25 protein-coding genes are annotated in these 21,770 nt (G+C 69.3%); 13 read left to right on the forward strand and 12 right to left on the reverse strand.

Going from position 1 to position 21,770, the window contains the following annotated elements; translation table 11 throughout:
* The first annotated feature begins 4 nt into the window (after positions 1–4).
* The 3 genes from QQK83_RS02460 to QQK83_RS02470 all read left to right on the forward strand — a co-directional run bounded on the left by QQK83_RS02460 (position 5) and on the right by QQK83_RS02470 (position 4,257).
* Positions 5–2,026, forward strand: coding sequence for a peptidoglycan -binding protein (locus tag QQK83_RS02460; protein ID WP_284261363.1), 2,022 nt, complete (start codon positions 5–7; stop codon positions 2,024–2,026).
* Between the two features lie 121 nt (positions 2,027–2,147).
* A complete protein-coding gene (locus tag QQK83_RS02465; RefSeq protein ID WP_284261364.1) occupies positions 2,148–3,356 on the forward strand; it encodes an MFS transporter in 1,209 nt (402 codons plus the stop codon).
* A 136-nt stretch (positions 3,357–3,492) separates the two neighbouring features.
* Positions 3,493–4,257, forward strand: coding sequence for a polysaccharide lyase (locus tag QQK83_RS02470; RefSeq protein WP_284261365.1), 765 nt, complete (start codon positions 3,493–3,495; stop codon positions 4,255–4,257).
* Between the two features lie 22 nt (positions 4,258–4,279).
* Here QQK83_RS02470 and QQK83_RS02475 read toward each other — a convergent pair whose 3' ends face one another.
* Positions 4,280–5,308 (reverse strand): ribose-phosphate pyrophosphokinase, encoded by a 1,029-nt coding sequence (locus tag QQK83_RS02475; protein WP_284261366.1) that lies wholly within the window; start codon positions 5,306–5,308, stop codon positions 4,280–4,282.
* Positions 5,309–5,419: 111 nt separating this feature from the next.
* Between QQK83_RS02475 and QQK83_RS02480 the strand changes: the two genes are divergently transcribed.
* On the forward strand, positions 5,420–6,022 hold the full coding sequence (locus QQK83_RS02480) for a 2-hydroxychromene-2-carboxylate isomerase (RefSeq protein WP_284261368.1): 603 nt from the start codon (positions 5,420–5,422) through the stop codon (positions 6,020–6,022).
* Positions 6,019–6,795 (forward strand): alpha/beta fold hydrolase, encoded by a 777-nt coding sequence (locus QQK83_RS02485; protein WP_284261370.1) that lies wholly within the window; start codon positions 6,019–6,021, stop codon positions 6,793–6,795. Before QQK83_RS02480 ends, QQK83_RS02485 begins: the two co-directional genes overlap by 4 nt.
* A 9-nt stretch (positions 6,796–6,804) precedes the next feature.
* Here the strand turns inward: QQK83_RS02485 and QQK83_RS02490 are convergent, their stop codons facing one another.
* From QQK83_RS02490 to QQK83_RS02515, 6 genes are all read right to left on the reverse strand, one after another.
* On the reverse strand, positions 6,805–7,854 hold the full coding sequence (locus QQK83_RS02490) for a threonine aldolase family protein (protein WP_284261372.1): 1,050 nt from the start codon (positions 7,852–7,854) through the stop codon (positions 6,805–6,807).
* Entirely contained in the window at positions 7,851–8,297 is a 447-nt protein-coding gene (locus tag QQK83_RS02495; RefSeq protein WP_284261374.1) for a YcgN family cysteine cluster protein, read from the reverse strand. Before QQK83_RS02495 ends, QQK83_RS02490 begins: the two co-directional genes overlap by 4 nt.
* Positions 8,294–9,220 carry a bifunctional riboflavin kinase/FAD synthetase gene (locus QQK83_RS02500; protein WP_284261376.1) on the reverse strand — a complete coding sequence of 309 codons (927 nt, stop codon included), beginning with the start codon at positions 9,218–9,220 and terminating at the stop codon, positions 8,294–8,296. The genes QQK83_RS02495 and QQK83_RS02500 overlap by 4 nt, the downstream gene beginning before the upstream one ends.
* 47 nt (positions 9,221–9,267) lie before the next feature.
* On the reverse strand, positions 9,268–9,711 hold the full coding sequence (locus QQK83_RS02505) for a MaoC family dehydratase (protein ID WP_284261463.1): 444 nt from the start codon (positions 9,709–9,711) through the stop codon (positions 9,268–9,270).
* Between the two features lie 264 nt (positions 9,712–9,975).
* Positions 9,976–10,848 carry a TIGR01459 family HAD-type hydrolase gene (locus QQK83_RS02510; protein ID WP_284261378.1) on the reverse strand — a complete coding sequence of 291 codons (873 nt, stop codon included), beginning with the start codon at positions 10,846–10,848 and terminating at the stop codon, positions 9,976–9,978.
* Positions 10,849–11,017: 169 nt separating this feature from the next.
* Positions 11,018–11,941, reverse strand: coding sequence for a manganese-dependent inorganic pyrophosphatase (locus QQK83_RS02515; protein WP_284261380.1), 924 nt, complete (start codon positions 11,939–11,941; stop codon positions 11,018–11,020).
* Between the two features lie 243 nt (positions 11,942–12,184).
* Here QQK83_RS02515 and QQK83_RS02520 point away from each other — a divergent pair, with 243 nt between their 5' ends.
* Entirely contained in the window at positions 12,185–12,472 is a 288-nt protein-coding gene (locus tag QQK83_RS02520) for a co-chaperone GroES (RefSeq protein ID WP_284261382.1), read from the forward strand.
* A gap of 45 nt (positions 12,473–12,517) precedes the next feature.
* Positions 12,518–14,158 carry a chaperonin GroEL gene (gene groL / locus QQK83_RS02525; protein ID WP_284261384.1) on the forward strand — a complete coding sequence of 547 codons (1,641 nt, stop codon included), beginning with the start codon at positions 12,518–12,520 and terminating at the stop codon, positions 14,156–14,158.
* Between the two features lie 57 nt (positions 14,159–14,215).
* Here groL and QQK83_RS02530 read toward each other — a convergent pair whose 3' ends face one another.
* On the reverse strand, positions 14,216–14,611 hold the full coding sequence (locus QQK83_RS02530; RefSeq protein ID WP_284261386.1) for an ACT domain-containing protein: 396 nt from the start codon (positions 14,609–14,611) through the stop codon (positions 14,216–14,218).
* 179 nt (positions 14,612–14,790) lie between these two features.
* Here QQK83_RS02530 and QQK83_RS02535 point away from each other — a divergent pair, with 179 nt between their 5' ends.
* From QQK83_RS02535 to QQK83_RS02545, 3 genes are read left to right on the forward strand one after another with little or no spacing between them, the layout of a single operon-like run.
* Positions 14,791–15,636 carry an NAD(P)-dependent oxidoreductase gene (locus QQK83_RS02535; RefSeq protein WP_284261387.1) on the forward strand — a complete coding sequence of 282 codons (846 nt, stop codon included), beginning with the start codon at positions 14,791–14,793 and terminating at the stop codon, positions 15,634–15,636.
* A complete protein-coding gene (locus tag QQK83_RS02540; protein ID WP_284261388.1) occupies positions 15,629–16,762 on the forward strand; it encodes an alpha-D-ribose 1-methylphosphonate 5-triphosphate diphosphatase in 1,134 nt (377 codons plus the stop codon). Before QQK83_RS02535 ends, QQK83_RS02540 begins: the two co-directional genes overlap by 8 nt.
* Positions 16,759–17,625: a DMT family transporter gene (locus QQK83_RS02545; protein WP_284261390.1), complete on the forward strand. Its 867-nt coding sequence runs from the start codon at positions 16,759–16,761 to the stop codon at positions 17,623–17,625. Before QQK83_RS02540 ends, QQK83_RS02545 begins: the two co-directional genes overlap by 4 nt.
* Here the strand turns inward: QQK83_RS02545 and QQK83_RS02550 are convergent.
* Positions 17,595–18,083 carry an NUDIX domain-containing protein gene (locus QQK83_RS02550; RefSeq protein ID WP_284261465.1) on the reverse strand — a complete coding sequence of 163 codons (489 nt, stop codon included), beginning with the start codon at positions 18,081–18,083 and terminating at the stop codon, positions 17,595–17,597. The two genes, QQK83_RS02545 and QQK83_RS02550, sit on opposite strands and share 31 nt — an antisense overlap.
* Positions 18,084–18,125: 42 nt before the next feature.
* Between QQK83_RS02550 and QQK83_RS02555 the strand changes: the two genes are divergently transcribed.
* Positions 18,126–18,857: an alpha/beta fold hydrolase gene (locus QQK83_RS02555; RefSeq protein ID WP_284261391.1), complete on the forward strand. Its 732-nt coding sequence runs from the start codon at positions 18,126–18,128 to the stop codon at positions 18,855–18,857.
* Between the two features lie 144 nt (positions 18,858–19,001).
* On the opposite strand, the gene QQK83_RS02560 is transcribed toward QQK83_RS02555, so the two are convergent.
* From QQK83_RS02560 to QQK83_RS02570, 3 genes are all read right to left on the reverse strand, one after another.
* Entirely contained in the window at positions 19,002–20,072 is a 1,071-nt protein-coding gene (locus QQK83_RS02560) for a 5-(carboxyamino)imidazole ribonucleotide synthase (protein ID WP_284261392.1), read from the reverse strand.
* A complete protein-coding gene (gene purE, locus QQK83_RS02565) occupies positions 20,065–20,553 on the reverse strand; it encodes a 5-(carboxyamino)imidazole ribonucleotide mutase (protein WP_284261394.1) in 489 nt (162 codons plus the stop codon). The genes QQK83_RS02560 and purE overlap by 8 nt, the downstream gene beginning before the upstream one ends.
* 93 nt (positions 20,554–20,646) lie before the next feature.
* Positions 20,647–20,874, reverse strand: coding sequence for a YdcH family protein (locus QQK83_RS02570; RefSeq protein ID WP_284261397.1), 228 nt, complete (start codon positions 20,872–20,874; stop codon positions 20,647–20,649).
* 174 nt (positions 20,875–21,048) lie between these two features.
* Between QQK83_RS02570 and QQK83_RS02575 the strand changes: the two genes are divergently transcribed.
* Both QQK83_RS02575 and QQK83_RS02580 read left to right on the forward strand, forming a co-directional pair.
* Positions 21,049–21,471: an Hsp20 family protein gene (locus QQK83_RS02575; protein WP_284261399.1), complete on the forward strand. Its 423-nt coding sequence runs from the start codon at positions 21,049–21,051 to the stop codon at positions 21,469–21,471.
* 15 nt (positions 21,472–21,486) lie between these two features.
* Complete coding sequence (locus tag QQK83_RS02580; protein ID WP_284261401.1) at positions 21,487–21,714, forward strand: DUF1150 domain-containing protein; 228 nt, start codon at positions 21,487–21,489, stop codon at positions 21,712–21,714.
* Positions 21,715–21,770: the final 56 nt, after the last annotated feature.

Raw genomic sequence — 21,770 nt, forward strand, 5'->3', positions numbered from 1 at the left:
CGCGATGGCCTTTCAGCGCCGCGCCGGAAACCGCTTTTCGGGCTCGATCTGGCCGGGATTCGTGGACGCGATCACCTCGCTTCTGATGGTGATGATCTTCGTTCTGTCGATCTTCATGATCGTGCAATTCGTCCTGTCCGAAGAGATCACCAGCCAGGACGACGAGCTGAACACGCTGAACGCCCGGCTGAACGCGCTGTCCGAGGCGCTGGGCCTGGAAGAGACGCGGGCGGCGCAGCTGGAAAGCCGGGTGGCGACCCTGTCGGGGTCGTTGCAGGCGGCTGAGGATGAAATCGCCGCGCAATCGGCGCTGATTTCCTCGCTGACCGCGGAAACCGGCGCGCAGGCCGCGCGGATCGCCGATTTCGAGGCGCAGGTCGCCTCGCTCATCGCGGCCAACACCGCGCTGGAAGCCGAGCGCGACGAGACCGCGGCGGAGCTGGCCGAAAGCCTGAGCGCCGCCGAGGCGCTGGAGCTGGCGCTGGCCTCGGCCCGGTCCGAGGTCGACGCCGCCGCCGAGGAGGCGCGCCTTGCCGCCGCACGTCGCGCGGCGCTGGAGGCGCTGATCGCCGACCTAGAGGCGGAGGTGGAGACCCGCGAGCAATCGCTGGCCGAGGCGGTCGCGGCCCTTGCCGCGGCGCAGGCGGATGCCGATGCGCAGGCCGCCGATATCGCGGCCCTGCAGACGGAGCTGTCCGAGGAAGAGGCCGCGCGCCTTGCCGAAGCCGCCGCGGCTGAGCTGTTGCGCGCGCGGCTGCAGGATGCCGATGCCGAGCTGACGGCGATGACCCTCGCGCTGGAGGAACAGCGCCGGAGGGCCGAGGAGACGCTGACGCTTCTGGCAGCTGCGCAGGCGGCGGAGGAGGACCTGGCCGCGCGGCTGGCGGCGGCCTTGGCACAGACCGAGGGGCGTGCGGAGCTGTCCGAGCAGCTTGCCGCCGCCGAGGCCGAGGCTGCGCGGCTGGAGGCGGAACTGGCCGAGGATGCCGTGGCGCTGACGGAAACCGAGGAGGCGCTGGCCCTGGCGCTGGCCCGGATCGAGAGCGCCGAGGCGAGCGCGGCGGCACGGCTGGCGGAGCTGCAGGCACGCATCGCCGCGCTGGAGGAGGAGGCCGCGGCGCAGGCCGAAACGGCGGCCAGCCGCGGCACGGAGGTGTCGACGCTGGAAGATCAACTGGCCGCGGCCCTTTCGGCGCGGCTGGCCGCCGAGGCGGCGCGCGAGGCCGCACTGAGCGAAGCCGAACAGCGCGCGGCGCTTCTGGCGCAGGCCAATGCCGAGCTGACCGCGGCCGAGGCGGCGGGCGCCGAAAGCCAGCGGCAGGTGGCGCTTCTGAACGAGCAGGTCGCGGCGCTGCGTCAGCAACTGGGCGCGCTGCAGGGGTTGCTCGACGCCTCGGCGGACCGCGACGCCGAGGCCGAGGTGCAGATCGCGCTTCTGGGCGCGCAGCTGAACGCGGCGCTGGCGCAGGTGGCCGCCGAACAGCGGCAGCTGGCCGAGGAACAGACCCGCGTGGCCCAGCTGGAGGCGGCCGAGGCCGCGCGGCTGGCCGCCGAGGCGGAAGAGCTGGAGCGCTACCGCTCGGAGTTCTTCGGGCGGCTGCGCGAGTTGCTCGAGGGGCGCGAGGGCGTGCGGATCGACGGCGACCGCTTCGTGTTTTCCTCGGAAGTTCTGTTCGAGGTCGGCTCGGCCGATCTTGCGCCCGAGGGCTTGAGCCAGATCGCCAGCGTGGCCGAATTGCTGGCCGAGATCGCGGGCGACATCCCCGAGGGGATCGACTGGATTGTGCGCGTGGACGGCCACACCGACGACCAGCAGATCCGGCCCGGTGCCGAGTTCTCGTCGAACTGGGATCTGAGCCAGGCCCGCGCGCTGTCGGTGGTGCTTTACATGGCCGAAGAGCTGGGCTTTCCGCCCGACCGGCTGGCGGCCACGGGTTTCGGCGAGTTCAGCCCGATCGCGTCGAACGAGACGGCGGAGGGCCGGGCGCAGAACCGCCGGATCGAGTTGAAGCTGACGGAACGCTAGGGCGGGCCTGCCCGGACCCGCGGCGGGGCTGTCAGATGGAACGCAGCCGTTCCCGATGCGCCGCGGGGCCGTGACCTGCGCAAATCTTGCCATCGCCGCAACCCCGCCCCATAGCGGGGGCATGATCCGCCGTCCGACCGGTCCCTTCGCCTTCATCCTCGCCACGCTGGTGATCGACGCCATCGGGATCGGCATCGTCTTTCCGATCATGCCCGGGCTGATGGAGCGCGTCGGGGCGGTCGGTGCGGGGCAGGGCGCGTTCTGGGGCGGCATCCTTCTGGCGTCCTACGCGGCGGCGCAATTCGTCTTTGCGCCCATCGTCGGCTCGCTTTCGGATGCCTGGGGGCGGCGGCCGGTGCTGCTTGTGGCGCTGGCCTTCCTCGCGCTCGATTACGTCATCATGGCGCTGGCCGATGACTTCTGGCTGCTGCTGCTGGGCCGCACGCTCGCGGGGCTGGCCGGGGCGACCTACATCACCGCGACGGCCTATGTCTCGGACATCACCCCGCCCGAGGGGCGGGCGGCGCGGTTCGGGCTGATCGGGGCGGCCTTCGGGATCGGCTTCGTGCTGGGCCCCGCGCTGGGTGGCGTGGCGGCGACATGGCATGTCTCGGCCCCCTTCTGGCTGGCGGCGGGGCTTGCGGCGCTCAACCTCGCCTTCGGCGTCTTCATCCTGCCCGAGTCGCTGCCGCGCGCGCGTCGCCGTCCCTTCGGCGCGCGGGAGTTGAACCCGTTTGGCACCATCTTCCGCGCCTTCCGCATCCCCGGCCTTGCCATCCCGCTGACCTGCCTTGCGCTCTTCGAGTTCGCCAACATGGTCTATGTCACCCTCTGGAGCTTCTGGGGCCGCGAGGTCTTCGGCTGGTCGACGCTGGTGATCGGCCTGTCGCTCTCGGCCTATGGCCTGTTGGCTGCGCTGACGCAGGTCTTCGTGATGCCGCGGGCCATCGCGCGGCTGGGCGAACGGCGGCTGATGCTGGCGGGGCTCTTGCTGTCGGTCGTGGCTTTCACCGGGTTCAGCCTGGGCACAGCGCTCTGGGCCGTGGTGATCTTCCTGCCGCTCTCGGCGCTGACCGATCTCGTCCCGCCGACCCTGACGGCGATGGCCGCCAACAGCGTGGACGAAGACCGGCAGGGCATGGTGCAGGGGGTGATCGCGGCGCTGGCCTCCTTGGCGGCCGTGCTGGCACCGCTGGTCTTCACGCCGGTCTTCAGCGTCTTCGTGGACGGGAGCGCGCCGCTCTATTGGCCCGGCGCCCCCTTTGCGCTGTCGGCGCTGATCGTTGCGGCGCTCTTGCCGTTGGCATGGCGGCAGGGCCGGGGGCGCTGAGGAGGCGCGCGAGGGGCAATTCCTGTTGCAATGCTGGCCTCTCCATCGGAGGCTTGGCGCAGGACCGCGCCAAGGGGCCGCGGACCCTTGATCGGTGTCGGGGCCGCAGGCCCCCAGTGCAGGAAGGACTTTCGCCATGCCGTCACGCCGCCTTTTCGGTGTTCTCTGTGGTCTCCTGGCGCTGCTGCCCGTGCAGCTTGCGGCGCAGGACATGGACGGAATCCGCGCCGAACACGCCAATTCCTCCAACCGGGCCTTTGCCGTGTCCTCGCCCGTCCGGACCGGGCCGACCGCGCTCGCCTTCCAGGTGGCGGATGGGCAATGCGCGGGCAACCGCAGCTACAATGATTGCGCCAACGGGCGGGAACGCTCCGAGATCGTGGATCGCGCGCCGGTCTCGACCGACACAGAACAGTGGTATGCCTTCTCGGTCTTCATCCCTTCGAGCACGCGGCCCATCGACCCGGCCAACACGATCCTCGCCCAGTGGCAGGACACGCGCGGCTCGGGCGAGATTACGCTGGGATTTGCCCTTTACCGCGAGGGGCTGGAGTTGACGCAGGACGATCCGCGCACCCGGCAGACCGACGACATGAACCCGCCAAGACCCATGGTTATGGAGATCGTCGTGCCGCCCTCGCGGCTCTATGACCAGTGGCAGGACATCCGGGTGCAGGCGGTCTGGTCGGCGGGGCCTGCGGGGCTGATCAATGTCTGGATCAACGACAGGCTGGTCCATAGCCACCGCGGCCCGAACCTGAACCGCGACGTCGCGCCCAGTTTCAAGTTCGGCGTCTACCGTTCGGGGCTGGGCCGGATCGGCCGGCCGGTGCCCACGCAGTTGGTGGTCTTCGACCATATCCGCCGCGGTGCCACCGAGGCGGATGTCCTGATCCGATGAGGTCTGCGCGCGGCCCGCGCGATCAGCGCCCCCACATCCCCTTGGGATAAAGCCCCTCGTAGATCGGGACGATGCTGCCGGTGTCGAACAGCGACGAGACGCTGGTGCCGTTCCAGATGTTGACGATGGCCTGCGCGAACATGGGCGCGGTCGGCAGGACGCGGATGTTGGGGCAGGCCGCCACGGGCTTGGTCGCCTCGATCGTGTCGGTGATGACCATGGATTTCAGCACCGACCCGGTGATCCGCTCGACCGCGGGGCCGCTCATGACGCCATGGCTGGTATAGGCGTGAACCTCGACGGCCCCGGCCTCCATCAGCACCTCGGCGGCCTTGCACAGCGTGCCGGCGGTGTCGCACATGTCGTCGACGATGATGCAGCGGCGGCCGGTGACCTCGCCGATCACGGTCATGCCCGCGACTTCGCCCGCCTGCTCGCGGCGCTTGTCCACGATGGCGAGCGGGGCGCCGATGCGGGTGGCCAGTTCCCGCGCGCGGGCCACGCCGCCCACGTCGGGCGAGACGACCATCACGTCGGACATGTCGCCGTCGAACTGGTGCAGGATGTCGAGCGCGAAGATCGGCGAGGCATAGAGGTTGTCGACGGGGATGTCGAAGAAGCCCTGGATCTGGGCCGCGTGCAGGTCCATCGTCAGCACCCGCTCGATGCCGCCCGCGGTCATCATGTTGGCGACCATCTTGGCGCTGATCGGCGTGCGCGCCTTGGTGCGGCGATCCTGCCGCGCGTAGCCGAAATAGGGGATCACGGCGGTGATCCGTGCCGCCGATGACCGGCGCAGCGCGTCGGCCATGATCAACAGCTCCATCAGGTTGTCATTGGCGGGCTTGGAGGTCGGCTGGATGATGAACATGTCCTCGCCGCGGACATTCTCGTAGACCTCGACGAAGACCTCGCCGTCGTTGAAGCGTTCGACGCGGGCGTCGACCAGCCCGACCTGCATGCCCCTGTGCATCGACATCCGGCGGCTGATCGCCTCGGCAAGCGTGCGGTTGGCGTTCCCGGAAATGAGCTTCGGGTCTTGTGCGGGCATGTCTGTGGGTCCTCGTGGCAGGCTTTCCCGGAGCCCCCCGGCCCGGGTCGTTGACACCCCCTAGCACCCGTCTACTGTCCGCGCAAAGCCGAAAAGAAAGGGGCGCCGCACATGGCCCGCATAGATTACTACTTCTCCACCGTCTCGCCCTACACCTACCTGGCCGGAACCCGGATGGAGGAGGTGGCCGCGCGTCACGGTGCCACCATCGCCTACAAGCCCGTGGACCTGACCGGGGCGCTTTTCGCGCGCACCGGCGGCGTGCCCGTCAAGGAGCGCCACCCCGCGCGGCTCGACTACCGGTTGCAGGAGCTGCGCCGCCAGTCCGCCCGGCATGGCCTGCCGCTCGATCTCGACCCGCCCTACCGGGCGGTCAACCCCGCGCCGTCCTCCTATGCCTTCATCGCCGCGGCCAAGGCGGGGGGCGGCGATCTGGGCGCGTTGGTTCATGCGCTGACCGGCGCGGTCTGGCGCGACAACCGCGACATCGCCGAGGACGCGGTGATCGCCGACTGCCTCGAGGCCACAGGCTTCGACCGCGGTCTGGCGGGCATGGGGATGCTGGCCGGGGCCGAGGACTACGTCCGCAACACCGAGGAGGCGGTGAACGCCGGTGTCTTCGGCGCGCCCTTCTACATCGTCGACGGGTCGGAGAAATTCTGGGGCCAGGACCGGATCGAGGACCTGGACATGTTCCTGTCCGGCAAGCTGTGAACGGCTTTGCCCGTCATTGGGGGCAGGGCGGCGACCCTGCCCTTCTCCTGCATTGCTCGCTCGCCCATTCGGGCGCATGGGACGGCGTGGCGCGCGCGCTTTCGGAGCGGCTGCATCTGACCGCGCCGGACCTGCCCGGCCACGGGCGCGGCCCCGCCCGCGACCCCGCGCGCGACTACCACGACAGCTGCACCGACGCGGTGGAGGGCCACCTGCCGGGCACGCCCTGCCACCTGGTCGGCCACAGCTTCGGGGCCACCATCGCGCTCAGGCTCGCCCTCGATCATCCGGGGCGCGTGGCCTCGCTCACGCTGATCGAACCGGTGCTGTTCGCGGCTGCCGCGGGGCGACCGGGTTGGCAGTCCCACGCCGAGGCCATCGCCCCCCTCGAAGACCACTTCGCACGGGGCGAGGTCGAGGCGGCGACGCGCCTGTTCCTCTCGGTCTGGGGCGGCGGCGTGCCGCTCGATGCCATGCCCGAGGCGCAACGGCGCTACATGATCGAGCGGATCTGGGTGGTCCTTGCCAGCCACCCCGCGCTTCATGACGATCACGCGCGCCTCTTGCCGCGGCTGGGGCAAATCGCCTGCCCCGTCCTGCTGATCGAAGGCGAAGACAGCCCGCCCGTGGTGGCCGAGATCCAGACGGCCCTCGGCGCGGCCCTGCCGGGTCACACCCGCGTGGTGGTCGAGGGGGCAGGGCACATGGTGCCGATCACCCATCCCGGCAAGGTGGCCGCGGCGATCACCGGCTTTCTCGACGACCTCGCCTGAAGCCCCGCCTCAGCCCGCCCAGGCGGCGAGCAGCGCCTCGACCTCATCGGCGGTCTTGGACCAGTCGCAGACGATCCGGCAGCGCACGGCCGCGTCCGGGGCCGCGCGCTCCATCGCGCCGCCCGGAAAGGTGTAATACTGCGCGCCTGCCGCAAAGGCCCGCTCATGCGCGGCCCGCGGCAGGTCGAGGAACCCGAGGTTGCCCGCCACCGGATGCGCGATGCGCGCGCCCGGCACGCGGGCCAGCCCCTGCACCAGCTGCGCCATGCGGGCATTGGCCGCCTCGGCCATCTCCAGCCACAGCCCGTCCGCGCAATAGGCCCCCATCTGCGCCGACAGATACCGGTGCTTGGAGAAGAGATGCCCGCCGCGCTTGCGGCGCAGCTCCAGCTCGCGGCCCTTCGCGGCGTCGAACATCACCACCGCCTCGACCCCCATGCAGCCGTTCTTGGTGCCGCCGAAGCTGACCGCATCGACACCCGCCTTCCACGTCATCTCGGCCGGGCTGCACCCCAGCGCGGCGCAAGCATTGGCGAAACGTGCGCCGTCCAGATGCACGGGCAGGCTATGGGCATGGGCCACCTCGGCCAGCGCGCGGATCTCGGCCAGGGTATAGACCGTGCCGCGCTCGGTGATGTTGGTCAGCGTCACCGCGCCCGGCTGCACGCCATGCACGCCGCGGTCGGCGGCCTGCAGGATCGCGGCCTCCAGCGCGTCCGGCCCCATCTTGGCGTCGTCCCCCTCGACGAGGATCAGCTTGGCGTTCGAATAGAACTCCGGCGCGCCGCATTCGTCCTCTTCCACATGGGCGACCCGGTGGCAGAAGATGCCGTCCCACGGCTTCACGAGACAGGCCAGCGCCAGCGCATTGGCGACGCTGCCCGTGGCGACGAACTCCACCGCCGCCTCCGGCGCCTCGAAAAGCGCGCGGACGGCATCCCGCGCGGCGCGGGTGGTGTCGTCATTGCCATAGGGCATCGCGGCGCCCGCGTTGGCGGCCACGACCGCCTCCATGATGCGGGGATGCACCGGCCCGGTGTTGTCGGAGGCAAAATTCACGTGCCCGGCTCCTCGATGATGTAGTCTTCCCAGTCTTCCTCCGGCACCTCGAACTCGGGCACCGACAGGCCACGGATGCTGACGCCGGCCTCATGCACGCTCTCGGGATCGCCCGACACCAGCGGATGCCACCATTTCAGCGGCTTGCCCTCGTGCAGCAACCGGTAGGCGCAGGTTTCCGGCATGAAATAGGCGACATCGCCCATCGTCTCGGGCGTGAGCCGGATGCATTCGGGCACCAGCATCTTGCGGATCTCGTATTGCCCGCAGCGGCAGGTCTGGTCGTCGAGCAACCGGCAGGCGACGCGGGTCAGCGCGACCTCGCCGGTTTCCTCGTCCTCCAGCTTGTTGAGGCAGCACTTGCCGCAGCCGTCGCACAGCGCCTCCCACTCCTCGGGCGTCATCTTCGCCATCGGCACGTGGTCCCAGAACCGCTCTCTCACAGCGCCCCCAGGATCGCGCGGGCCCGCGCGCTGTCTGCGTCCATCTGCGTGATCAACGCATCCAACCCGTCGAATTTCGCCTCTCCGCGGAGCCATTCGACCAGACCCACCGACAGGTGCTGCCCGTAAAGGTCGCCCTTGAAGTCGAAGAGGAAGGTCTCGAGGTTCGGCGTCGCCCGCTCGAACATCGGCCGGATGCCCAGATTGGCGACCCCGTGATAGGTGCCCCTGTGTGGCCCCTCCAGCACGTCGACCAGCACGGCGTAGACGCCAAGCCGCGGCACATGCAGCCCCTCAAGCTCCATGTTTGCGGTCGGGTAGCCCAGCTCGCGCCCCCTCTTCTCGCCATGCAGCACCGGCCCCTCGATCCGATGCCAATGGCCCAGCATGTCGGCCGCGTCCCGCGGACGCCCCTCGCTCAAAGCCGCCCGGATCGCGGTCGAGGACACGGCCCCCGCATCACCCGACAGCAATTCGGCCACCGTCACCTCGAAGCCGAAACGCGCGCCGAACTCCCGCAACATCCCCGCTGTCCCGGTCCGCCCCTTGCCGAAACAGAAATCCGCGCCCACGACCACGTGGCTCAGGCCAAGGCCCCCGGCCAGAACGTCGCGCGCGAACGCCTCGGCGGTCAGCGACGACAGCCGTGCGTCGAAGGGCAACTCGGCCAGCAGCTCCACCCCCAGCTTCTCCAGCCGATGCGCCCGCGCCTCGGCGTTCATCAGGCGAAAGGGCGGGGCGTCGGGCGCGAAGAACGCGCGCGGATGCGGCTCGAAGGTCACGACGCCAAGGGCCACGCCGGGCCGACGGGCAAGGTCGATCACATGCCGGTGGCCAAAGTGGACACCGTCGAAATTCCCGATCGCGGCCGAGGCGCCGCGGTCTTCGGGACGGGTATACTGGGGGTCACGCAGGATCCGCATGGGGGACGGGTAGCCGCCCCCGCGGCGATGCGCAAGCGGGCGGCGGTTCAGTCGAACTTGCGCGAGGGCGCAAGGACGACGGCCTCGCCCTTCAGCACCACGGTCTTGCCCACGCGGCAATGGGTGGCCAGCGTCACGCGGCGGCGGGAATGGTCGATCTCCATCACCTCCACCTCGGCATGGACCATGTCGCCGGGGCGGACGGGGGCCATGAACTTGAGCGTCTGGCCGAGGTAGACGGTGCCATGCCCCGGCAACTGCTCGCCGATCACCGCCGAGATCAGGCCGGCGGTCAGCATGCCATGGGCGATGCGCCCCTCGAAGATCGTGTCGCGGGCATAATCGTCATCGAGATGCACCGGGTTCCGGTCGGTCGAGACCTCGGCGAAGAGCTCGATGTCATGGTCGGTGATCAGCTTCTGAAGCGAACGCTTCATGCCGATCTCCAGATCCTCGATCACGATCGTGCCGGTCATGATGTTGTCGAGCATGGGCTGAGTCTCCTGCATCTTGCCGCCCTCATACGCCAGGACGGGGCGGTTCTGCAATGCAGAAAGCAACAAAATGCGCCTCAAGCTCAAAATGCCGCAATTATGTTGCGCGACATCTTTCCTTCATCTTTCTCCAAATACGCATGGCGACCGGCCTGCCACGGGCATGACGCCCCCATCCGTCCCGTCGCCTGCCAAGGGGCCCGGCGGGCGCTGCGCCCGCCGCCGGGTCGGCGCGCGCAGCGCGGCGAAATCCCTCGAGGATCAGCGCAGCATGCCGATGGAGTAGGTCGGCTCGAGTTCCGCATCGGTCAGGAACCGCGCGAGCCTTGCGGGGTCGGGCTGGTCAACCGTGCCCGTCTCCTCGCGCGCCAACCCGCCGGTGATGAAGAGCGTGTCGATGTTCTCGCCCATGCCCCCCAGCACATCGGTGCGGATGCCGTCGCCGATGGCGAGGATGCGGTCGTCGGCCACGCGTCGGCCGATCTGCTCCAGCCGCCGCCGGGCAAGGTCGTAGATTGGCGGATGCGGCTTGCCGAAATACAGGCTCTCGCCCCCCATCTCGGTATAGAGCTCGGCCAGCGCACCCGCGCACCATTCCCGGCTCTCACCGCGGTCCACGACGATGTCGGGGTTCGCGCACAAAAGCTTGAGCCCCTTCGTCTTGGCCAGAAGGAACTGCGGCCGCATCACCGACGGATCGGCATGGGGGTCGAACGGGCCGGTGCAGACGATGCCCTCGGCCTCGGCCAGGTCGACCTTCTCGATCTCGACGGGGTCCGAGAGCAGTTCCAGCGGCTCGAAGAAGGGGGCGTCATGCGGTTCGCCGATGTGCCAGACCCTTGTGCCGATCACGCCCTCGAACATCGCGGCCCGCGCGCTGTCGCCCGAGGTGGCGATCACGTCCCAGCAATCCGCGGGAACACCCAGCCGGTCCAGTTGCCGTGCCACGCTGGCCCGCGGGCGGGGCGCGTTGGTCACCAGCACCACGGTGCCGCCCTCGGCCTTGAAGGCGCGCAGCGCCTCTACTGCGGCGGGGAAGGCGCGCAGGCCGTCATGCACGCAGCCCCAGAGGTCGCAGAAAACCGCGTCGTAATGGCCGGAAATCTCGGCGAGGGTGTCGATGATGCGGGTCATGGGCGGCGCTCCTGTTCCGGGGTCGGGGCCGGTGTAGGCGCTTGTTCCCGGAGCGTCGAGGGATTGCGCCGCCTGCGGCGTCGCCCGATGCGATTTTTCGTACGAAAAATCGCAAACGGCCGGCTGCGCCGCGCGCAGCCGGCCGTTTCCCGGAAACAGGCGGGACGCGTCAAAGCGCGAGGTTGGGGATGATCTGCTTCTTGCGGCTGACGATGCCCGGAAGCACGACGGTGTCGGCCTCGCCCGGCGCGGCGGCAAAGCTCTTCTCGGCCACCTGCCTGACCAGCGCGTTCGGCACCAGCAGCGTCGCCTCCTCGTTCAGGATGTCCACGACGAACAGCAGCACCTGGTCGGCGCCGTCTTCCTCGGCGACCGTCGGCATCGCCGCGATCAGCGCGTCCTTGCGCGACAGCACCGTGCCGGGCGAGGTGGTTTCAAGAACCGACACGCGGAAGGTCTTGCCGCCCACCTCGTAGGTCTTGCTGTCCATCCGCAGCAGCTCCGCCTCGGAGAAGGCCGAGACATCGGACTTGGCCGCGAACATCTCGGCGGCATAGGAGGGGATGTCGATGCCCAGGTCGGCCGCCAGCGCCTCGGCCACGGCGCGGTCCTCGTCGGTCGTGGTGGGCGAGCGGAACTCCAGCGTGTCCGACAGGATGCAGGACAGCATCGCGCCCTTCACGCCCTCGGGTGCCTTCGCCAGGTCGTCGCCGATCATCTTGCGCATGATCGTGGCGGTGCAGGCAAGCGGCTCGATGCGGATGTCGATCGGGCCCTTCGTCTCCAGCCCGCCGACCAGCTTGTGATGGTCGATGATCGCCTGGATGTCGGTGTCGTTGATCCCCTCGGGCAGCTCGGCGGGATTGTTGGTATCGACGATCACCACCGGGGTTCCGGCCTCGACGCCCGCCACGATGCGCGGCTTGTCGAGGTTCCAGCGCGCCAGCATGAAGGCCGCTTCGGTATTGGGCTCGCCCAGCAGCACGGGCTCGGCGGCGGTGCCCTTCACCTCGCTCAGGTACCAGGCCCAGATGATGGGCGATCCGGTCGAGTCGGTGTCGGGCGATTTATGGCCGAAAACGAGGGTGGTCATGGGTCACTTCCGCGGATTTTGGTGGAAACTTTCGCGCCTCTTAGCGAAGCGGGCGCGGCTTGTCAGGGGGCAACCGTGCCGCAGAGCGGCGCAGGGGCCACGCCCTCTGCGCAGTCTTGTGCGAAATCCGTGCTGCAGGGCGTTGACACCCCCGAGCCGCCTGCCTATCTCCGCGTCGTTAGCACTCACCATGGGCGAGTGATAACGGGAGACATAACCGAACCCGAGAGGAGAGTTCGAGAGATGGCATTCAAACCGCTGCATGACCGTGTTCTGGTCCGCCGTGTCGAATCCGACGAGAAGACCAAGGGCGGTCTGATCATCCCCGACAGCGCCAAGGAAAAGCCCGCCGAGGGCGAAGTGATCGCCTGCGGCGACGGCGCGCGCAAGGATTCCGGCGAGCTGATCGAGATGGCCGTCAAGGCCGGTGATCGCGTGCTGTTCGGCAAGTGGTCCGGCACCGAGGTGACGGTCGACGGCGAAGAGCTGCTGATCATGAAGGAAAGCGACATTCTCGGCGTCATCGCCTGAGCCGCGCGCTTTTCCAACCAACCCATCCAGGAATAGGAGCAAACCATGGCTGCTAAAGACGTACGGTTCAACACCGATGCCCGCAACCGCATGCTCAAGGGCGTCAACATCCTCGCCGACGCGGTGAAGGTGACGCTGGGCCCCAAGGGCCGCAACGTGGTGATCGAAAAGAGCTTCGGCGCCCCCCGCATCACCAAGGACGGTGTGTCGGTCGCCAAGGAAATCGAACTGGAAGACAAGTTCGAGAACATGGGCGCGCAGATGGTGAAGGAAGTCGCTTCCCGCACCAATGACGAGGCCGGCGACGGCACCACCACCGCGACGGTTCTGGCACAGGCCATCGTCAAGGAAGGCATGAAGTCGGTTGCCGCCGGCATGAACCCGATGGACCTCAAGCGCGGCATCGACATGGCCACCGCCAAGGTCGTCGCGCACATCAAGGCCGCCGCCCGCGACGTGACCGACAGCGACGAAGTCGCGCAGGTCGGCACCATCTCGGCCAACGGCGAGAAGGAAATCGGCCGCCAGATCGCGGATGCGATGCAGAAGGTCGGCAACGACGGCGTCATCACCGTCGAAGAGAACAAGGGCCTCGAGACCGAGACCGAAGTCGTCGAAGGCATGCAGTTCGACCGCGGCTACCTGTCGCCCTACTTCGTGACCAACCCCGACAAGATGGTCGCCGAGCTCGACGACGCGCTGATCCTGCTGCACGAGAAGAAGCTCTCGTCGCTGCAGCCGATGGTTCCGCTGCTCGAGTCCGTGATCCAGTCGGGCAAGCCGCTTCTGATCATCGCCGAGGACGTCGAGGGCGAAGCCCTTGCGACCCTCGTGGTCAACAAGCTGCGTGGCGGCCTGAAGATCGCCGCGGTCAAGGCACCGGGCTTCGGTGACCGCCGCAAGGCCATGCTGCAGGACATCGCCATCCTGACCGGCGGCCAGGTGATCTCGGAAGATCTCGGGATGAAGCTCGAGAACGTCACGATGGACATGCTCGGCACCGCCAAACGCATCTCGATCACCAAGGACGAGACCACCATCGTCGACGGTCACGGCGAAAAGGCCGAGATCGAGGCACGCGTCAGCCAGATCCGTCAGCAGATCGAGGAAACCACCTCGGACTACGACCGCGAGAAGCTGCAGGAGCGTGTGGCCAAGCTGGCGGGCGGCGTCGCCGTCATCCGCGTCGGCGGCATGACCGAAGTGGAAGTGAAAGAGCGCAAGGACCGCGTCGATGACGCCCTGAACGCGACCCGCGCTGCCGTGCAGGAAGGTGTCGTCGTCGGTGGCGGCGTGGCTCTCGTGCAGGGCGCCAAGGCGCTGGACGGCGTCAAGGGCGAGAACAGCGACCAGGACGCAGGCATCGCCATCGTCCGCAAGGCGCTGGAAGCTCCGCTGCGCCAGATCGCCGAGAACGCAGGCGTGGACGGCTCGGTCGTCGCAGGCAAGATCCGCGAGTCGAGCGACCTGTCCTTCGGCTTCAACGCGCAGACCGAAGAATACGGTGACATGTTCAAGTTCGGCGTGATCGACCCCGCAAAGGTCGTCCGCACCGCGCTGGAAGACGCCGCATCGGTCGCGGGCCTGCTGATCACCACAGAAGCGATGATCGCCGACAAGCCCAAGAAGGACGACGGCGCAGGCGCCGGCATGCCCGACATGGGCGGCATGGGCGGCATGATGTAATCAGGCCCGTCCTGACCAAAGACAGCGAAGGGGCCGCCGCGTGCGGCCCCTTTTGCGTTACGCGCGGGCCTGGTCCTGCAGCCGGTGCAGGATCCCGAGCGCCGCCTCGGCCATCGCCGCGGGCACGAAGACGTGGTCGTGATGGAAGGCCGCGACCATGTTGCAGGGGATCTCCTCCGCCGCGAGCGCACCGGCCACCGCCGCCGTAAGCCCCACACCGTCGAGCGCCGAATGGACGTTCAGCGTGATCAGCCGCATCGGCTGCCCCTCGGCCATGTCGGCCGGCAGGATCAACGACAGACCTTCCGCCTCGGCAAAGCTCGCCAGCGCCCGCGGCAAGAGACGCTCGGCGTCCGCGCGCTGCGGCACGGTCACGAAGACCCACAGCCCCGGTTTCAGCTCGGGTGACATGCCGCCGATCATCTCGGCCGCAGTATGGGCGATCCCTGGCATCTGTCCTCCGAACCTTGTGCCGTGCCATGCTGATGCCTGCGATACAGGTCTGGCAAGACCGTCTTGCTGCGCGGTCGCCCGCGCCGGTTTCAGGCCGGAGCCCGCGCTGGCCACGCGACAGGTTGCCGGTTCGGCCCTCTCCGTGCCAAAGACCCGGTGAACCGAACGGGGGTGATGCAATGGACAGGATCGGCGTGATCGGGCTGGGCCGCATGGGCGCGGCCATGGCGCAGCGCTTTGCGGGGCAGGGGGTGCCGGTGACCGGCTGGACCCGCAGCGGTCGCGGCGTCGAGGGGGTGCCGTCCGCCCCCGACCTCGCGTCGCTAGTCGCGGCGTCGGATGTCCTCGTGACATCTCTCTTCGACGATGCCGCCGTGGCGGAGACGCTGGATGCGCTTCTCGGCTTGGATCTTTCGGGCAAGCTGATCGTCGAGACGAGCACCGTGGTACCGGGAGTGGTCAAGGCGCGGGCGGACCGCGTGGCGGCCCTTGGCGCAGCCGTCGTGGATGCGCCGGTTTCCGGCGGGCCCGAGCTGGTCGCGGCCGGACAGTGCGGCATCTTCCTCGGCGGTGACGAGGCCGCGGCGGCCCGCGCTCTGGAGGCCCTAAAGGCCCTGACCGATCGCATCTTTCACGTGGGTCCGCTTGGCAGCGGGCTGGTGATGAAGACGATCAACAACGGTATGATCCAGGTCTACATGGCCGGTCTGACCGAGCAGTTGCGCCTTGGCCGGCGCGCGGGGCTGCCGATGGAAACGGCGCTGAACATCCTGTGTGGCGGCCCGGCCGCGATGCCCGCGATCCGCGACCGCATGCCCCGGATCCTCGGCCAGGATACGACCGTAGGCTTTCCCGTCTCAGGCATGCACAAGGACAACGATGTCTTCCGCCGCGTGGCAGCGGAGGCGGGTGTCGAAACGCCCGCCCTGGCCGTCGCGGAGCAGGTCTTCGAGACGGCCATCGACGCGGGGCTCGCCGAAGCCGACGGTGCCTCGATCTTTGCCCGTGCCTACCACGATGCGTGATCTGCCGCCCCTGCGCCTGACCGGGGCCGAGATCCTGTTGCCGGACGGCTTTGCGCGCGAGGCGCTGTCGCTGGAGGGCGGGCGGATCGCTGCGGGCGGTGGGCGCGAGATCGACCTGTCGGGCTGGCGCATCCTGCCCGGCATCATCGACCTGCACGGCGACGGGTTCGAGCGCCACATGGCGCCGCGCCGCGGGGCTGTCGACCGCCCCGAGGCCGGGCTTGCCGGTCTGGATGCGGAGTGCGGGGCCGCGGGAATCACCACCGCCGTTCTCGCCCAGTTCTGGAGCTGGGAAGGCGGGATGCGCAGCCCCGAGTTCTCGGCGACGCTGGCCGAAACGCTGGCGGGCGCGGAGACGCTGACCGACATGGCGATGCAGCTGCGCGTCGAGACCCACATGCTCGACACGCTGGAGGCGATGGCCGATCTCGTGGCGCGGCATGGGATCGGTTTCGTCGTCTGGAACGACCACCTTCCCCATGCGCAGCTGGCCAAGGGCAAGCGCCCTCCGGGCCTGACCGGGCAGGCGCTCAAGGCGGGGCGCTCGCCCGAGGCGCATGAGCGGCTGCTCGGGGCGTTGCATGCCAACGGCCCCGAGGTGGCGGCGGCGCTGGCCCCCATCGCTGCGAGGCTGGCGGCGCATGGTGTGCGCATGGGCAGCCATGATGACCACACCCCGGAGGATCGGGCCAAGTTTCGGGCGCTTGGGGCCGATCTGTGCGAGTTCCCCGAAACCCTCGCCGCGGCCGAGGCCGCCAAGGCGGCGGGCGAGCCCGTCATCATGGGCGCGCCCAACGTGGTGCGCGGCGGCTCGCACAGCGGCAAGGTCGCGGCCGCGGATCTGGTCGAGGCGGGTCTCGTGGATGCGCTGGTCTCGGATTACCATTACCCGACGCTCGCCCGCGCGGCGGTGAAACTGAGCGACCGCCATGGTTGGCCGGCCGCATGGGCGTTGGTCTCGGAGGGGCCCGCGCGGGTGATGGGGTGGCGCGACCGCGGGCGCATCGCCGAGGGGCTGCGCGCCGACCTCGTCATCATGGACGCTGCGGGCCGTGTCGGCGGAACGATCTCGGGCGGGAAGGTCTCTTACCTCGCGGGCGCGCTTGCCGCGCGGATGCTGTCATGAGGCTGATCGCGCTGACCGCTCTTGTCATGGCGGCCTTCGCCGCCAACTCCGTCCTGAACCGCGCCGCGGTGGCCGCGGGCGAGATCGGCGCGCTCGATTTCGCCCTCGTGCGCGCGGTGGCGGGGGCGGCCGTTCTGGTGCTGCTGATCCGCATCCGGCATGGCTCGGTGCCGCTTCTGCAGCCCAGACGCATCCTCGGCGGTGCCATGCTGACCACCTATCTCGTGGGCTTCTCGGTCGCCTACCTGGCGATGGACGCAGGCCTCGGCGCGCTGATCCTGTTCGGGGGCGTGCAGGTGACGATGTTCGCGGGGGCCCTGTTGCTGGGCGAACGCCCTCCCGCGCGGCGCTGGGCGGGGGCGGGCCTGGCGCTGGCGGGTTTGGCCTGGCTCGTCTGGCCCGGCGGCGCGGCCGTGACGCCCCTATGGGCGGTGGCGGCCATGGCGGCGGCCGCCGCCGGTTGGGGCGTCTATTCGCTGATGGGGCGCGGCTCGGCCGACCCCTTGGGCGACACCGGCGCGGCCTTCGTCTGGGCGACGGTGGCCTGTTTCATGGCCGTGCTGGTGAAGACCGGCGGGGCCACGGCGAATGATGCGAGCCTTGCTGGTCTTGCACTGGCCGTGACATCGGGGGCGGTGACCTCGGGGCTGGGCTATGCGCTGTGGTATGCGGTCCTGCCGCGGATCGGGGCGTCGGTCGCGGGGCTGGTGCAGCTGTCGGTGCCGGTGATCGCGGCGCTGGGCGGCGTCGTCTTCCTGGCGGAAGCGCCCACGCTCCGGATGATCGGCGCGGGTGCGCTGGTGATCGGGGGGATCGCCTGGGGCCTCTGGCCTCAGCGCACCAGCGGCTCCAAGGCATCGTAGTGGATGATGTCCGACCATGCGACATCGGGCAGGCTGTCGGGCTTGTAGCGGTAGCGGCCCATGTCCTCGCGCGCGACCAGGTGACGTTCGGTCACGATCCCCTCGGGGTCGGTCCATGGCGCGCGCGGGTCGCCCGCCACCAGCGTCACGCGGAAATAGACGTCGACCTGGTGAAAGCCGTGTTCGGGGGCATGGAACTCGTTGACGAGGCAGGGCGCGCCGACCGCGACAGTCAGGCCGGTTTCCTCGTGGAATTCGCGGACGAGGTTCTCGGGCAGGGAGCTGTGCGGCTCGACCCCGCCGCCCGGCGCGCAGAGCAGGTCGCTTTTGCCGCCGCCCCAGGCGTTGACCAGCAACAGCCGGTTCTCGATCAGAAGAAGGCCGCGGACGGCGAGGCGGGGGAAGGGGCGGGGCGTCGGCATGGCGCGAACCTCGCCCAAGTCCTGCGCGGCGTCCATCCCCCTCTCGCGGGGGCGCGCCGGCGTGCCTATGTTCACGGCATGATCCGGCGCATCGCCCCGTTGCTTCTTCTCCTGTGCCTCGCGCCGCCCGCGCGGGCGGAGGAGTGTGTGATCCTGCTGCACGGGCTGGCGCGGACCGAGGCCTCGCTCCTCGTGATGGAAGAGGCGCTGGAGGCCGAGGGCTACCGGGTCGTGAACCGCGGCTATCCCTCGACCCGCGCCTCGATTGCCGAGCTTGCACCCGTGACGCTTCTGCCCGCCATGGCGCGCTGCGGGGCGGGGCGGGTGCATGTCGTGACCCATTCGATGGGCGGCATCCTGTTGCGCTACTGGCTCGCGCGGCACCGCCCGGAGCGGCTGGGCCGCGTGGTGATGCTGGCCCCGCCCAACGCGGGGTCGGAACTGGTGGACGTGCTGGGGCCGCTCGAGCCCTTCGAATGGATCAACGGGCCCGCGGGGATGCAGCTGGGCACCGGGGAGGGGGATCTGCCGAACCGGCTGCCGCCGGTGGATTTCGAGCTGGGCGTGATCGCGGGCAACCAGACGCTCAACCCGTTCTACTCGGCGCTGATCCCCGGCGAGGATGACGGCAAGGTCGCGGTCGAGAGCACGCGGGTGGAGGGCATGGCCGACCACATCGTGCTGCCGGTGACCCATACCTTCATGATGAACAACCCGCTGGTGATCGCCGAAACGCTGCTGTTCCTGCGGACAGGAGCCTTCGACCCCGACCTGACGCTGATCGACGTGATCGAGCGGATCGTGGAGTAGGGGGCGGCGCCCCTCGTCAGGCGCCGCTGGCGCCCTCCTCGGGGCGCGTTGCCACGGGATGCGTGGAGGTTTGGCGCCTGGTGCCCGGCGGCGGTGCGGGCGTCGGGGACGGGTTCCGTATTTGGAGGAAGATGAAGGGGCGGCTCAGGCCGGGCCGGTCACCCGGTTGACATGGCCCATCTTGCGGCCGGGGCGGGTTTCGGCCTTGCCGTAGAGGTGGACCTGCACGCCCGGTTCGGCGGCCAGCGCCGGGGCGCGGGTCACGTCATCGCCGATCAGGTTCTCCATCACCACGTTGGCGTGGCGCTCGCCATTGCCGAGCGGCCAGCCCGCGATGGCGCGGATGTGCTGCTCGAACTGGTCGACGGCGCAGCCCGCCTGCGTCCAGTGACCCGAGTTGTGCACCCGCGGCGCGATCTCGTTCACGACAAGGCCCTGCGGGGTGACGAACAGCTCCACCCCCATCACGCCGACATAGTCGAGCGCGTTGAGGATGCGCGAGGCGATCAGCACCGCGTCGGTGCGCTGCAGCAGCGGCAAGGGCGCGGGAACGGTGGTGGTGGCGAGGATGCCGTCGCGGTGGACGTTCTCGCCCGGATCATAGGCCGCGACCGTGCCGTCGCGTCCGCGGGCGGCGATGACGCTGATCTCGCGGGAGAAACGCACGAAGCCCTCGGCGATGGCGGGGGCACCTTGCAGGGTGGCCAGCGCGGCCTCGGCCTCGTCGGGGGTCATGACGCGGGCCTGGCCCTTGCCGTCATAGCCGAAGCGGCGGGTCTTGAGGATCGCGGGTGTGCAGGTGGTGGCGAGGGCGGTCGGCAGGTCGGCAGCGGTGTCGACAGGCGCGAAGGGCGCGGTGGCGAGGCCGAGCCCCGCGAGGAAACTCTTCTCGGTCAGCCGGTCCTGGCTCGTCTCGAGCGCGCGGCGGTCGGGGAAGAGCGGCGTGGTCTCGGCCAGAACGTCGAGCGAGGGGGCCGGTATGTTCTCGAACTCGTAGGTGATGAGATCGCAGGTTTGCGCGAAGGCGCGCAGCGCGTCGAGGTCTTCGTAGGGGGCTTTCGTCCAGGCATGGGCCACGTCGGCGGCCGGCGCCGCGCCGGGCTCGTAGATGTGGCAGCGGTAGCCGAGACGGGCGGCGGCCATGGCGAGCATGCGGCCCAACTGCCCGCCGCCGAGGATGCCGATGGTGGCGCCGGGGGGGAGCATGTCAGTCATCGGAGGGGGTCTCGGGGATGGAGGCCGAAAGCGCCGCGCGCCAGGCGTCGAGGCGGTCTGCCAGCGCGGTATCCGATGTCGCAAGGATCGCGGCGGCCATCAGGCCCGCGTTGGCGGCCCCCGCCGCGCCGATCGCCATGGTGGCGACGGGATAGCCCTTGGGCATCTGGACGATGGAATAGAGCGAATCGACGCCCGACAGCGCCCTGGTCTGGACCGGCACGCCGATCACCGGCACCCGCGTCTTCGACGCCATCATGCCGGGCAGATGCGCGGCCCCGCCTGCGCCTGCGATGATGACCTTGAGGCCGCGCCCGGCGGCGGCGCGCCCGTAGTCCCAAAGCCGGTCGGGCGTGCGATGCGCCGAGACGATCCGCGTCTCGTAGGGCACGCCCAGCTCGTCAAGGATGCCTGCCGCCTCGCGCATGGTGGGCCAGTCGGACTGGCTGCCCATGATGATGCCCACTTCGATATCCGCCATGCGCCTTGCCCCTGCGAGCCCGTTCCGGAGCGCCGCACTATAGACACGCGCGCGCGAGGCGCAACGTGTGCCGTGCGGGGATCGCGCGCCGTGTCACGCGATGATGTCGGGGGTCAGTTCATCCTCGATCCGCGAGATGCGGTCCTTGAGGGTGAGCTTGTGCTTCTTCAGGCGTTTCAGGGTCAGCTGGTCGGGGTTCACCGCGTCGTGCAGGGCTGCGATGGCGTCGTCGAGGTCGCGGTGTTCGCGGCGAAGCACCTCGAGCTTCACGCGCAGCACGTCCTCGTGCGTCATCTCGCTGGGGCCTTTGGGGGCGTTCATCTGCGGGTGGTTCCGGTTGCGGCACTGCCTGAGGCCTGCAGTCTAGCGCGCCGCCCGGCATCCGCCAAGCCTTGCAGAGCGCGGGGGCGCGCCCCATATTTCGGGCAATGCGGCATTGCCGAAACCGGGGTGCCGCCCAACGTGCAGATCGCTTGATGCAAGGATGTGCCCCGCATGACGAAACTGACCCTTGGATCGCACCCCTTTCTTCTGGGGTTCGATCAACTGGAACGGCTGGTGGAACGCACGGCGAAGGCCGACGCGAACGGCTACCCGCCCTACAACATCGAACAATCCGGCGAAAACGCCTACAGGATCACGCTGGCCGTGGCGGGCTTTGCCGAGGATGACCTGTCGATCACGCTGGAGGATCGCCAACTGGTGATCCGCGGCAAGCAGGCCGACGCCGGGGCCGAGCGTGTGTTCCTGCACCGCGGGATCGCGGCGCGGCAATTCCAGCGCAGCTTCGTGCTGGCCGAAGGGGTGGAGGTCGCGGGCGCGTCGATGGAGCACGGGTTGCTGCATATCGACCTGAAGCGCGCGGTGCCCGAAACCGTCGTGCAGACCATCCGCATCAATGCGGCGTCGAACAGCTGAACAGGAGGGGGAGCGATGACCAATCACCATGACGCAGCCACCGCCGAGGGGCGTCCCATCGTCTATATCCGGCCCGTGGCCGTGGCCGACCTGCCCGACGAGATCCGCGAGCAGGCCGAGGGGATCGAGACGCTTTACGCCATCGGCAGCGAGACCGGCGAACGGCTGGCGCTGGTCAAGGACCGCAAGCTGGCCTTCATGGTCGCGCGCCAGAACGACATGACGCCGGTCAGCGTTCACTGAGCCCCGCGGACAGGACCGATCCAAAGGGCGCCTTCGTGCGCCCTTTTTCATGCGCC

It is taken from the genome of Roseicyclus amphidinii (assembly GCF_030163755.1).
Lineage (GTDB): Bacteria > Pseudomonadota > Alphaproteobacteria > Rhodobacterales > Rhodobacteraceae > Roseicyclus > Roseicyclus amphidinii.

Excerpts from the sequence above, each read along its gene's own strand:
- QQK83_RS02480 (WP_284261368.1), top strand. The coding sequence starts at position 5,420 with ATGGCCCGCATAGATTACTACTTCTCCACCGTCTCGCCCTACACCTAC.
- QQK83_RS02520 (WP_284261382.1), top strand. The coding sequence starts at position 12,185 with ATGGCATTCAAACCGCTGCATGACCGTGTTCTGGTCCGCCGTGTCGAA.
- QQK83_RS02530 (WP_284261386.1), bottom strand. The coding sequence starts at position 14,611 with ATGCCAGGGATCGCCCATACTGCGGCCGAGATGATCGGCGGCATGTCA.
- QQK83_RS02470 (WP_284261365.1), top strand. The coding sequence starts at position 3,493 with ATGCCGTCACGCCGCCTTTTCGGTGTTCTCTGTGGTCTCCTGGCGCTG.
- QQK83_RS02460 (WP_284261363.1), top strand. The coding sequence starts at position 5 with ATGGCCTTTCAGCGCCGCGCCGGAAACCGCTTTTCGGGCTCGATCTGG.
- QQK83_RS02515 (WP_284261380.1), bottom strand. The coding sequence starts at position 11,941 with ATGACCACCCTCGTTTTCGGCCATAAATCGCCCGACACCGACTCGACC.
- groL (WP_284261384.1), top strand. The coding sequence starts at position 12,518 with ATGGCTGCTAAAGACGTACGGTTCAACACCGATGCCCGCAACCGCATG.
- QQK83_RS02570 (WP_284261397.1), bottom strand. The coding sequence starts at position 20,874 with ATGAACGCCCCCAAAGGCCCCAGCGAGATGACGCACGAGGACGTGCTG.
- QQK83_RS02535 (WP_284261387.1), top strand. The coding sequence starts at position 14,791 with ATGGACAGGATCGGCGTGATCGGGCTGGGCCGCATGGGCGCGGCCATG.
- QQK83_RS02550 (WP_284261465.1), bottom strand. The coding sequence starts at position 18,083 with ATGGACGCCGCGCAGGACTTGGGCGAGGTTCGCGCCATGCCGACGCCC.
- QQK83_RS02475 (WP_284261366.1), bottom strand. The coding sequence starts at position 5,308 with ATGCCCGCACAAGACCCGAAGCTCATTTCCGGGAACGCCAACCGCACG.
- QQK83_RS02545 (WP_284261390.1), top strand. The coding sequence starts at position 16,759 with ATGAGGCTGATCGCGCTGACCGCTCTTGTCATGGCGGCCTTCGCCGCC.
- QQK83_RS02505 (WP_284261463.1), bottom strand. The coding sequence starts at position 9,711 with ATGCTCGACAACATCATGACCGGCACGATCGTGATCGAGGATCTGGAG.
- purE (WP_284261394.1), bottom strand. The coding sequence starts at position 20,553 with ATGGCGGATATCGAAGTGGGCATCATCATGGGCAGCCAGTCCGACTGG.
- QQK83_RS02465 (WP_284261364.1), top strand. The coding sequence starts at position 2,148 with ATGATCCGCCGTCCGACCGGTCCCTTCGCCTTCATCCTCGCCACGCTG.
- QQK83_RS02560 (WP_284261392.1), bottom strand. The coding sequence starts at position 20,072 with ATGACTGACATGCTCCCCCCCGGCGCCACCATCGGCATCCTCGGCGGC.
- QQK83_RS02575 (WP_284261399.1), top strand. The coding sequence starts at position 21,049 with ATGACGAAACTGACCCTTGGATCGCACCCCTTTCTTCTGGGGTTCGAT.
- QQK83_RS02555 (WP_284261391.1), top strand. The coding sequence starts at position 18,126 with ATGATCCGGCGCATCGCCCCGTTGCTTCTTCTCCTGTGCCTCGCGCCG.
- QQK83_RS02580 (WP_284261401.1), top strand. The coding sequence starts at position 21,487 with ATGACCAATCACCATGACGCAGCCACCGCCGAGGGGCGTCCCATCGTC.
- QQK83_RS02500 (WP_284261376.1), bottom strand. The coding sequence starts at position 9,220 with ATGCGGATCCTGCGTGACCCCCAGTATACCCGTCCCGAAGACCGCGGC.
- QQK83_RS02540 (WP_284261388.1), top strand. The coding sequence starts at position 15,629 with ATGCGTGATCTGCCGCCCCTGCGCCTGACCGGGGCCGAGATCCTGTTG.
- QQK83_RS02510 (WP_284261378.1), bottom strand. The coding sequence starts at position 10,848 with ATGACCCGCATCATCGACACCCTCGCCGAGATTTCCGGCCATTACGAC.